7 protein-coding genes are annotated in these 11381 nt (G+C 59.9%); 1 reads left to right on the forward strand and 6 read right to left on the reverse strand.

Annotated elements, in window-relative coordinates; genetic code table 11:
- Nucleotides 1-43: 43 nt before the first annotated feature.
- The 6 genes from B2W96_RS11620 to B2W96_RS11645 all read right to left on the reverse strand — a co-directional run bounded on the left by B2W96_RS11620 (nt 44) and on the right by B2W96_RS11645 (nt 10548).
- The gene (locus B2W96_RS11620; protein ID WP_293010592.1) at nt 44-1801 is read right to left on the reverse strand and encodes an ammonium transporter; all 1758 of its coding nucleotides are present in this window, start codon (nt 1799-1801) and stop codon (nt 44-46) included.
- Between the two features lie 178 nt (nt 1802-1979).
- Nucleotides 1980-3383, reverse strand: coding sequence for a glutamate synthase subunit beta (locus tag B2W96_RS11625; RefSeq protein ID WP_293010594.1), 1404 nt, complete (start codon nt 3381-3383; stop codon nt 1980-1982).
- Nucleotides 3384-3396: 13 nt separating this feature from the next.
- Entirely contained in the window at nt 3397-7929 is a 4533-nt protein-coding gene (gene gltB, locus B2W96_RS11630) for a glutamate synthase large subunit (RefSeq protein ID WP_293010596.1), read from the reverse strand.
- Between the two features lie 119 nt (nt 7930-8048).
- Nucleotides 8049-8597 carry an ANTAR domain-containing response regulator gene (locus tag B2W96_RS11635; RefSeq protein WP_293010598.1) on the reverse strand — a complete coding sequence of 183 codons (549 nt, stop codon included), beginning with the start codon at nt 8595-8597 and terminating at the stop codon, nt 8049-8051.
- Nucleotides 8598-8743: 146 nt separating this feature from the next.
- Nucleotides 8744-10075 (reverse strand): type I glutamate--ammonia ligase, encoded by a 1332-nt coding sequence (gene glnA / locus B2W96_RS11640; RefSeq protein WP_293010600.1) that lies wholly within the window; start codon nt 10073-10075, stop codon nt 8744-8746.
- Nucleotides 10072-10548, reverse strand: a complete 477-nt coding sequence (locus B2W96_RS11645; protein WP_293010602.1) for a hypothetical protein — start codon at nt 10546-10548, stop codon at nt 10072-10074. Before B2W96_RS11645 ends, glnA begins: the two co-directional genes overlap by 4 nt.
- 152 nt (nt 10549-10700) lie before the next feature.
- Here B2W96_RS11645 and B2W96_RS11650 point away from each other — a divergent pair, with 152 nt between their 5' ends.
- Nucleotides 10701-11306, forward strand: coding sequence for an FMN-dependent NADH-azoreductase (locus B2W96_RS11650; RefSeq protein WP_293010603.1), 606 nt, complete (start codon nt 10701-10703; stop codon nt 11304-11306).
- The last annotated feature ends 75 nt before the right edge of the window (nt 11307-11381 follow it).

The raw sequence follows: 11381 nt of genomic DNA on the forward strand, positions 1-11381 counted from the left end.
CTTCCGTTTAGAAGGGGGTGTGTATATTCCGCGGGGGGAAAGCTCAGCCGACGTCGTCCTGCAAGGCGTCGTAGCCCTCCTCACCAGTGCGGACTTTGATGACATTTTCCACATCGTAGACAAAAATCTTCCCGTCTCCAATGTGGCCGGTGTACAGCGCCTGCTTGGCGGTGGACACCACGAGGGACACGGGCAGCTTGCACACTACGATGTCCACCTTCAGCTTTGGCCGGATATTGACCTCCATTTTTACGCCGCGATAGTATTCGCTGGCGCCCCGCTGCTCGCCGCAGCCCATAACGTTGGTGCAGGTCATGCCGGTGATGCCGATATCGAACAGGGCGGTTTTCAGCGCGTCAAACTTGCCTTGATTGCAGAGAATTTCAATTTTGGTAATTTTAACGCCCGCGGGAGCAACGGGAACGGCGTCCCCGGCGGCGGGGGCTACCAGCTCCACGGGGACGGCCTCCCGCACGGGAACATTGCCTAAGAGGGCCTCGTCGTCGTAATCGCTGCGGGCAACCGTAAAGTCCGCGTAGGCACTGAGCAGGCCGTGCTCGGTGGAATCCAGTCCCTCCAGCTCTTCCTGCCGGGAGACCCGCAGACCAATCGTATGCTTGATAAGCTGGAACATGCAGGTCATGGTGACGCTTACCCATGCGGCCACCGCCAGAACACCGATGAGCTGCACCAGAAGCTGGGCAAAGCCGCCGCCGTAAACAAGACCCAGTCCCGTGCCCCGGGTCAGCACCTCCGCGTCTGTATAGGGGTCAAAATAGGCGAATACGCCTACCAGCAGAGTACCTACCGCGCCGCAGCAGCCATGAACGCCCACCGCACCCACGGGATCGTCTACCTTTAGCTTCTGGTCGATGAACTCCACGCCGAATACCACCGTAAAGCCTGCGACAATGCCGATAATGGCCGCGCCGGTGACGGTGACGGTGGAGCACCCGGCGGTGATGGCCACAAGGCCCGCAAGAGAGCCGTTCAGCGTCATGGACACGTCGGGCTTGCCGTATTTCACCCAAGTGATGCACATGGCGGTGAGGGTTGCTGTGACGGCGGCCATGTTGGTGGTGACAAAGATGCGGCCCACGTTTTGGGTCAGCCCGTCAATGGCGAGGGAGGAGGCGGGGTTAAACCCGAACCACCCGAACCACAGAATGAATACGCCCAGACAGCCCAGCGTGATGGAGTGACCGGGGATGGCGCGGGACTTGCCGTTCTTGGTGTATTTTCCAATGCGAGGCCCGAGGATCAGCGCGCCGATAAAGGCGCTGAGTCCGCCCACCATATGTACGGCGGTGGAACCGGCGAAGTCGTGGAAGCCATATGCCCCAAGGCCGGACAAAAGCCCGTCGGGCGTTCCCAGCGTGCTGAGCCAGCCGCCGCCCCAGATCCAGTGGCCGGAAACGGGATAGACGAACAGGGAAATAATCACGGAGTAGACAAGGTAGCTCTTAAACTTTGTTCGCTCCGCCATGGCGCCGGAGACAATGGTGGCGGCGGTGGCACAGAAAACCGTCTGGAAGATGAGAAAGGTCCAGTCCGTGTCTGCCGCCGAGGCCACTGCCGGCGTGCCCATCACGCCGGGAATCAGCTCCGCGCCGTACATGATGCCGAAGCCGATCAGCCAGTAAACAATGGTGCCGCAGACGAAATCCATCAGGTTTTTCATGCAGATATTGCCCGCATTTTTGGCACGGGTAAACCCGGTTTCCACCATGGCGAAGCCGGCCTGCATAAAAAAGACCAGCGTGGCCCCCAGCAGGACCCATAAGGTGTCGATAGCGCTCATAGTTTTTCCTCCTCTGCTTGCACACAGCTACAAAAATTGGCAAAGGCGCCGGAGAGCGGTTTGCTCTCTCCGGCGCCTTTGCCAGTTATATTGGTATGACTTTACTACGAAAACGAATGTGCGTCAACTGGCGAATCTCTCAATAAAATTAGCATACTGCATAAAAAATTCTGCAATATTATACACTTCCAACAAGGCTTGTGTAACCGCTTAAAAAGCGGTCCACCTCCGCAGCCACCGTGCGCCCCTCCGCGATGGCCCAGACCACCAGCGACGCGCCCCGGCGCATATCCCCGGCCACGAAGATCTTTTCCGCGTTGGTAGAAAAACGGCTCGCGTCCGTGAAAACCGCGTCGCTCTTTTCCACGCCAAAGGCGTGGAAGACGTTTTCTGCGCAGCCGGAAAAGCCGGTGGCTACAATCAAAAGCCCGCAGGGAAGCGTTTCACCCAGAGAAGTGACGACGGCGGTCAGCGCCCCGTCCTCTCCGGACACAAGGCTTTGGACCTGCGTGCCAAAGCGCCGTGGGTCCACCCCGAATACCGCGGCGGCTTCCTCGTGGGCATAGTCCGCGGGAAGGCTGCCGTCGGCGGCAAGATAGTCCTCCTTGGGACGGCGTACCAACTGCACGACGGATTTGCAGCCCTGCCGCAAGGCTGTGGCCACGCAGTCGGAGGCGGTGTCTCCCGTGCCGATGACCACCACGTCCTTGCCGTTTGCAAGGGCGCTTTCGGAAATTTCCAAGCGAAAGGCCTGTCGCTCCACGGCGGCTTTTAAATACTCTGTGCCATAGAGAACGCCTGTCAGCCCCGCTGTGTCAAGGTCAAGGGGGCGGGGCTGTTCCGCGCCGCAGCAGAGAATCACCGCGTCGTATTCCGCCATGAGCCGCCGGGCCGTTTCGGGCGTTGCCGCGTTCACGCCGGTGACGAAGGACACGCCCTCGTCCGTCATCAGGCTGACGCGCCGCATTACCACGGACTTGGGCAGCTTCATGTTGGGGATTCCATAGGTTAAAAGTCCGCCGGGGTAAGCCTCCCGCTCAATGACGGTGACGGAATGGCCCCGGTGATTGAGCTGGTCCGCAGCGGCCAGCCCCGCCGGACCGCTGCCTACCACGGCAATCTTTTTTCCGGACCACTGGGGCGGGCGGCGGCGCTTCACGCCGCCGGAGGAAAACGCATCCTCAATCACGCAAAGCTCGTTGTCCCGGATGGTCACCGCGTCGCCGTACAGCCCGCAGATGCACGCGCCCTCACAGGGGGCGGGGCAGACCCGTCCGGTAAACTCGGGAAAGTTGTTGGTTTTGAGAAGGCGGCTCAGCGCATGGCCCCGGTTGCCGGACCAGAGCATGTCGTTCCACTCCGGAATCAAATTGTGAAGGGGGCAGCCGAAGACCGCTCCTTCGTAGAGCATCCCGGTTTGACAGTAAGGTGTGCCGCAGTTCATGCACCGCCCGCCCTGCTGGGCGCGCACGCCTTCGGGCTGGGGGAGATGAAATTCGTCCCAGTCCTCCACACGCTCAAGGGGAGGGCGCTGAGAATCATTTTGGCGGAGATAGTCCAAAAATCCGGTAATTTTACCCATATGTAGTCTCCCTTCATGCCTGCGTCCGGGCATAGAACGCCTCAATTTCTGCCTGCTGGCGGCTCATACCCTTTTCCTCGCGCTGGGCGATGGCCCGAAGCATCCGGTCATAGTCGATGGGCATGACCTTCTTGAAGCAGGGAATGTAGGACTGGAATGCCGCCAGAATTTTTTTGCCCCGGGGAGAACCGGTGGCGGCCACGTGCTCCTCAATGAGGGCGCGCAGCTCCTGAATGTCATGGGCCTCGGTCAGCGTGTCCGTCAGCACCTGCTCCTTGTTCAGCCGCAGGTACAAATCGTGCTTTTCGTCCAGCACGTAGGCAATGCCGCCGGACATGCCCGCCGCGAAGTTTTTCCCGGTGGGGCCGAGAATGACGACCCGGCCCCCGGTCATGTATTCGCAGCCGTGGTCGCCCACGCCCTCCACCACCGCCATGGCGCCGGAGTTGCGCACGCAGAACCGCTCGCCCGCCATGCCGTTGATAAACGCTCGGCCCGCCGTGGCCCCGTAGAGCGCCACATTTCCAACAATGACGTTTTCACCGGGCTTGAAAACGCTGTTTTTAGGGGGATAGAGAATCAGCTTGCCGCCGGACAGGCCCTTTCCGAAGCCGTCGTTGCAGTCGCCCTCCAGCGTCAGGGTCAGCCCCGTGGGGATAAACGCGCCGAAGGACTGCCCGCCGCCGCCGTGGCAGGTGATAACATAGCTGTCGTCCGGCAGGGAATTGCCGCACCGACGGGTAATCTCGGAACCGAAAAGCACGCCAAAGGACCGGTCGGTGGACGACACATTCAGTTCCAGTCGTCCGCCCCGTTTTCCCTTCAGGGATTTTCCCAGCTTTTCCATCAGGATGCGCATGTCCGCCGTCTTTTCAAGGCCAAAGTCATACACGTCCGCCGGGTCAAAGTGGGGAGCGCGTTCGCCTGTGGGATTGCCCAGCAGTCCGCCCAGCTCCAGCGCTTCCGCCCGATGAGTGACAAGCTTTTCCCGGACCTGCAGAAGGTCGCTGCGGCCCACCAGTTCGTCCACGGTGCGCACGCCGAGCTGTGCCATCAGTTCCCGCAGCTCCCGGGCCAGAAAGTACATAAAGTTGACCACATACTCCGGCTTTCCTGAGAACCGCTTGCGCAGAACGGGATTTTGGGTGGCGATGCCTGCGGGGCAGGTGTCCAGATTGCATACCCGCATCATGCAGCAGCCCATGGTCACCAGCGGGGCGGTTGCAAAGCTGAATTCCTCCGCTCCCAGCATGCAGGCAATGGCCACGTCCCGGCCGGTCATCAGCTTGCCGTCGGTTTCAATGACCACGCGGCTGCGCAGCCCGTTTTGAATCAGAGCCTGATGCGCCTCGGCAACGCCCAGCTCCCATGGAAGGCCCGCTCCCTGAATGGAGCTTTTGGGGGCCGCGCCGGTGCCACCGTCGTGGCCAGAGATGAGCACCACCTGCGCCCCCGCCTTGGCAACGCCGGAGGCGATGGTTCCAACCCCCGCCTCGGACACCAGCTTCACACTGATGCGGGCGTGGCGGTTGGCATTTTTCAGGTCGTAAATGAGCTGCTCCAAATCTTCGATGGAGTAAATGTCATGGTGGGGCGGGGGAGAGATCAGCGTCACGCCCGGCGTGGAGCAGCGAGTTTTGGCAATCCAGGGATAGACCTTGGCTCCGGAGAGGTGGCCGCCCTCGCCGGGCTTGGCTCCCTGCGCCATTTTAATCTGGATTTCCTCGGCGCTGCAAAGGTATTCGCTGGTCACGCCGAACCGGGCGGAGGAAACCTGTTTGATGGCGGAATTGCGGTCGGTGCCAAAGCGGGCCGGATCCTCGCCGCCCTCGCCGGAGTTGGACTTTCCGCCAATGCAGTTCATGGCGAGTGCCATGCACTCATGGGCCTCCTGAGAAATGGAGCCGTAGCTCATGGCCCCGGTTTTGAAGCGCTTGACAATAGAGTCCTCGCGCTCCACCTCGTCGATGGGGATACCGCCGCCCTCGTCAAATCGGAAATCCAGCAGGCCCCGCAGGGTATGGGGCTTGTCTGCCCGGTCTACCTCGGCGGCGTATTCCCTGAATGTGTCGTAGCTTCCCTCCCGCGCGGCCTTTTGCAGCAGCAAAATGGTGCGGGGATTGTACATATGGTCCTCTTTGTCGAGGCCAGAGCGCAGTTTCAGGGCGCCGACGGAATCCAGCGTGGTGTCATAGCCAAGACCCAGGGGGTCGAAAGCACGGTTGTGGTTCCATTCCACCCCTTCGCCGATTTCCGCAAGGCCCACGCCCCCCACCCGGCTGACGGTGTTGGTGAAATACCGGTCGATCACGGAGCGGTGGATGCCCACACACTCGAAAATCTGGGCGGACTGGTAGGACTGGATGGTGGAGATTCCCATTTTGGAGGCAATTTTCACGATGCCGTGGAGAATGGCGCTGTTGTAATCACTGACGGCGGCACCGGGGTCCTTGTCCAGAAGCCCCACCTCCACCAGCTCCGCCACGCACTCCTGCGCCAGATAGGGATTGACGGCCTGCGCGCCATAGCCCAGCAGCGCGGCAAAATGATGTACGTCCCGGGGCTCTGCGCTCTCAAGAAGAATGGAAAGGGCGGTGCGCTTTTTGGTGCGCACCAAATGCTGCTGCAATGCCGAAACCGCCAGAAGGGAGGGAATAGCCATGTGGTTTTCATCCACGCCCCGGTCGGAAAGAATCAGGATATTTGCCCCATGGCGGTAGGCCCGGTCACAGTTGATAAACAGGCGGTCCAGCGCGTGCTCCAAGGGCATGCCGGGGTAATACAGCAGGGACAGGGTTTCCACTTGAAAGCCGGGGCGGTTCATATAGCGAATTTTCATTAAATCCAAAGAGGTGAGAATTGGGTTTCGGATTTCCAGAACGGTGCAGTTTTCCGCCCGCTCCTGCAACAGATTTCCGCCTGCACCCACGTAAACCGTGGTGTCTGTGACGATTTCCTCCCGGATGGCGTCCATGGGCGGATTGGTGACTTGGGCGAAAAGCTGCTTAAAATAGTTGAACAGGGGCTGGTGTTGTTCGCTGAGCACGGCCAAAGGCGTATCCACGCCCATGGCGCAGGTAGGCTCGGCCCCGTCCCGGGCCATGGGGAGGAGGGAGTCCTTCACTTCTTCATAAGTATAGCCAAAGGCCTTGTACAGCCGGTCCCGCAGCTCCTGTGGGTGGTGCTCCACCTGCCGGTTGGGAATGGAGATGTCCTTGAGGTAAACCAAATGCTGGTCCAGCCATTCGCCGTAGGGCCGGCGGCGGGCATAGCTCCCCTTCAGCTCGGCGTCGTCCACCAGCCGCCCAAGGGTCAAATCCGCTAGCAGCATCCGTCCGGGCTGCAAACGGGACTTTTTCACGATTCTTTCCGCCGGGATGTCCAGAACGCCCACCTCGGAGGAGAGAATCAGCGTCTCGTCGTCCGTGAGATACCAGCGGCAGGGGCGAAGGCCGTTCCGGTCCAGCACCGCGCCCACCGTGTCTCCATCGGAAAAGACGATGGCGGCGGGGCCGTCCCAAGGCTCCATCATGGTGGCATAATAGTGATAGAAGTCCCGCTTTTCCCGGTCCATTCTGCGGTCGTTGGCCCACGGCTCGGGAAGGCACAGCATCACCGCCTGCGGCAGGGGAATGCCGTTCATCATCAGAAATTCCAGCGTGTTGTCCAGCATGGAGGAATCAGACCCGTTCTGATCCACCACGGGGAGAATTTTGTCCATGTCCTCCTCCATGACCGACGAGAACATGGTTTCCTCCCGGGCCAGCATCCGGTCCACATTGCCCCGGATGGTGTTGATTTCTCCGTTGTGCATGATATAGCGGTTGGGATGGGCGCGCTCCCAGCTTGGATTTGTGTTGGTGGAAAACCGGGAGTGGACCAGCGCGATGGCGCTTTCGCAGTCCGAGTCGGAGAGGTCGGGATAAAATTCCCGAAGCTGCCCCACCAGAAACATTCCCTTATACACAATGGTGCGGCTGGAAAACGAGGGGACGTAGGCGGCAATGCTGGACTGCTCGAAGACCCGCCGGGCAACATACAGCTTGCGGTCAAAGTCCAGTCCTTGGGCGCAGCCCTCCGGACGCTTTACAAAGCACTGGCAGATATGGGGCATACAGCTCCGGGCCTTATCTCCCAGCACGTCCGGGCGGGTGGGGACCTCCCTCCAGCCTAAGAATTCCATGCCCTCTTTGGCAACGATGATCTCCAGCATTTTCTGCGCCTGCGCACGCTTGAGCCGATCTGCGGGGAGGAACAGCATACCCACGCCGTAATCCCGTTCTTTTCCCAGAGAGAAGCCTTCCTCCAGCGCGGCCTTTGCCAGCAGCTTATGGGGGACCTGGAGCATCAGGCCCACGCCGTCGCCGGTTTTTCCGGTAGCGTCCTTTCCTGCGCGGTGTTCCAGCTTTTCCACGATTTTCAGCGCGTCGTCCACCGTGCGCCAGGTTTTTTCACCCCGCAGGCTCACCACGGCGCCGATGCCACAGGCGTCGTGCTCAACAAGGGGATCGTAAAGGGGTGTGGGCCGCTGAGTAGGGTCAATCATGGGAAACAGCTCCTATCTGTGATAAAGTGAGCCGCAGGGTGGATTGCTCCCCCCGCGGCAGTTTATAAAATGCACCTTGGGAATACCGGAATGGCGTTTGGCAGAGAAAGTGCGAAATTTCAGCCTTGGCCGCCGGTATAAGCTTCTATCATCAACTGTGCGGTTTCCGCCAGCTTCATGCCCGCGTCCATACTGCGTTTTTGCAGAAAACGGTGGGCCTCGGCCTCGGACATGCGGTTAATATCCATCAAAAGCTCCTTGGCCCGGCGGATCAGCCGCTGCTCCGGTTCGTCCCGCAATGGCGAGGAATGGCGAAGCTTTGCCGCCCGAAAGGCCAGCAGAAGCTCCAGCGAGGTAAAGAAATCCGCCTTGCGGGCGGGGGAGGCAAGCTTGAACAGGTTTTCTCCTTCGCAAAAATCAAGATTTGCGGCGGTGGACACAACCAAAAGGGCACTGACGCCCCGGAGGGAGACCGCTAGATCGTTTGCCGTCATATCCCGCAGGCGAAAGCCGCAGATGATGGACGCGCCGCCAAGCTTTCTGGCGGCGCGAATGGCCTCCGCCCCCGTGGCGCAGCAGGCGGCAGGGATATAGCCGCCCGATTCCAGCAGCAGCACGGTGCGCCGCTGCGCTTCCTCGTTGGAAAACGCGACGATGATTCCGGACATGGCATCCATCCCTCCTCTCCCGGGCAACAGGCCGCGCTGATTTTTGCCCGGTGTGCGCAAATCTCCGGGCGGATATCCATGCCGTGGTCGCGTATATGAAAAGTGACCAACGGCGCGTCCAATGACGTCTTACAGCCCCGGATAAATCAGTAGGTCACGAGATATTTGCCCAGCTCCCAAGCTGTGACCTGCGTGCGGTATTCCGCCCATTCCCGCTGCTTCCCGGCAATATACTGGCTTGTGACATGGGGACCCAGCGCGTCGGTGACGACCTCGTCGGATTCCATGGCAAAAACGGCCTCCTCCAGCGTGGCGGGAAGATTGGCAATGCCTTGGCGGCGGAGAGTCTCCGCGTCCATGGCGTACAGATTTTCCACCGTTTCCTCCGGCGGCGTCAGCTTTCGCTCGATTCCATCCAGACCTGCCGCCAGACACACGGCCAGCGCCAGATACGGATTGCAGGAGGGATCTGGACTGCGCAGCTCCACCCGGGTATCCTGCCCCCGGGGGGACGGAATGCGGACCAGCGCGGAGCGGTTGGACGACGACCACGCAAGGCAGTTGGGGGCCTCATAGCCGGAAACCAGCCGCTTATAGGAATTTACCAACGGGTTGGTCACCGCGCAAAAGCCCCCGGCGTGAGCCAGAAGTCCCGCAATGAAGTGATAGGCCAGCGGCGAAAGCTTTCTTGCGTCCGCTTCGTCGTAAAAAGCGTTTTTCCCGTCCTGGAACAAGGACATGTTTACATGCATGCCGCTGCCCGCCGCACCGAAAACCGGCTTTGGCATGAAGGTGGCGTGAAGCCCGTTTTTCTGCGCCATGGTCTTTACCGCCAGCTTAAAGGTCATAATCCCGTCGGCGGCTTTCATGGCGTCGGCGTATTTCATGTCGATTTCGTGTTGACCGGCGGAAACCTCGTGGTGGCTGGCCTCCACTTCAAGGCCCATTGCCTCCAGCGCCAGACAGATTTCCCGCCGGGTTCCCTCTCCGTGGTCCAAAGGACCCAGATCGAAGTAGCCCGCCTGATCCCCGGTGACGGTGGTGGGGTTGCCCTCATCGTCGGTCTGGAACAGGAAAAATTCCATCTCCGGCCCCACGTTAAAGGTAAAGCCCATATCCGCCGCCCGCTTGACCACCCGCTTTAATACGTTTCGCGGGTCCCCGGAGAAGGATGCGCCGTCCGGGTTGTGAACGTCGCAGATCAGCCGGGCCACCTTGCCGTATTGGGGCCGCCAGGGCAGCACCGCGAAGGTGTCCAGATCCGGCCAGAGACACTGGTCGGATTCCTCGATGCGGACAAAGCCTTCGATGGAGCTGCCGTCCAGCATAATCTGATTGTTCAGCGCCCGCTCAAGCTGAGAGACGGAGACGGCCACGTTTTTCATCTGGCCGAAAATATCCGTAAACTGCATGCGGATGAACTGAACGTCCTCCTCCTGAACCATTCGGAGAATATCTTCCTTGCTGAATCCGCTCATAAAAACAGTCTCCTTTCAACTGAGAGTTTATGCGGTTGCGCTTGGTTTCTCACAATAGCGCAATAAAGCGTGGAATACAAAAAGAACGCGGCAAAGCCCCTGAGGGTGCCCCGTTGCGCTCTCTTGGTGGGAATTATAGCGGCGAAATGGATTGTTGTCAACGCTTTTGCCCTGGATGACGGGAAAAAAGTGCGCATTTCATGGCTTTTTCTAAAACCGGAAGTTTCCGCAAAAAAACTTTGTGCAATTTCATATGGCTTGCGGCTGTTTTCATAAAGCGGACATTTATATTCAAGAGACATACGATTTTGAAAAATAAAACTTCCCTGAAAGTCTTGGAGCTGGCGCGAAGTCCAAGCAAAGCCGAATGGCGGGGCGCGGCGTATCTGGCGGCGCGGAGAGATTGAAAGCGGAAAAACGGAGCTTCCCCGCCCCGCAAAGCAGCTCTGCGCGGACGGATGGGACTTTTGCAAAGCGGCTCTGCGCCCAAGAATTTCAAGGAAGGGACTGCCACTCTTGACGGCGCATTCCGGGGACGGTATACTAAAGTAACATACTGTAAGAAGGGGCCTTTCGGTGAGGATGCGTACAGGCCCTCCCGGAGAGGAACGTCAGGAGGCATTTTGTGAAACAGGTATTGTATATTGACTGCTGCATCCGGGGAGAAGCGTCCCGCACGAGGAGGCTGGCGGAGTCGTTTTTTGCTGCGCTGCCGGATGGTTGGCAGGTGACTGCTGTGAACCTTATGGAAGAGGATTTTCGGCCTTTAGCCGGCGAATTTTTTGAACGGCGGGAAGCGTTGCTGAAAGCCGGAAAAACGGACGATTCCCGGTTTGACAGGGCGCGGGAGCTGGCGGCGGCGGACCTGATCGTCATTGCCGCGCCGTTTTGGGACATGAGCTTTCCCGCACTGCTGAAGGTCTATATTGAAAACGTGTCGGTGGAGGGCATCACCTTCCGCAGCACAGCGGAGGGCCTGAAGGGCCTGTGCGCGGCAGAGCGGTGCGTGTTTCTCACCACCCGGGGCGGGGCTTATTCCGCCGGGGACCCGCTGGAGCAGGCCGTGCCCTACTTGCGGGCCATTCAGATGTTTTTCGGAATGGGCGATCTGACCTGCGTGGCGGCGGACGGGCTGGACTTGGACGGCGCGGACCCGGAGGCCCTGCTGGCGGATGCCTGTGCCGAGGTGGCGGCCCTTGCGCGGACTCTCCGGCCTTCCGAAACCCGCTGAGTTGCTTCCCGGCAATGGAGGGCTGCAAAAGCTATCAATAGGCTAAAGCGCCTGCCCCGGCATTGCCGGGGCAGG

It is taken from the genome of Oscillibacter sp. UBA6647, from assembly GCA_002455655.1.
Classification (GTDB): domain Bacteria; phylum Bacillota; class Clostridia; order Oscillospirales; family Oscillospiraceae; genus Oscillibacter.

Coding starts and splice junctions, on each gene's coding strand:
- B2W96_RS11620 (WP_293010592.1), bottom strand. CDS start 1,801: ATGAGCGCTATCGACACCTTATGGGTCCTGCTGGGGGCCACGCTGGTC.
- B2W96_RS11625 (WP_293010594.1), bottom strand. CDS start 3,383: ATGGGTAAAATTACCGGATTTTTGGACTATCTCCGCCAAAATGATTCT.
- gltB (WP_293010596.1), bottom strand. CDS start 7,929: ATGATTGACCCTACTCAGCGGCCCACACCCCTTTACGATCCCCTTGTT.
- B2W96_RS11635 (WP_293010598.1), bottom strand. CDS start 8,597: ATGTCCGGAATCATCGTCGCGTTTTCCAACGAGGAAGCGCAGCGGCGC.
- glnA (WP_293010600.1), bottom strand. CDS start 10,075: ATGAGCGGATTCAGCAAGGAAGATATTCTCCGAATGGTTCAGGAGGAG.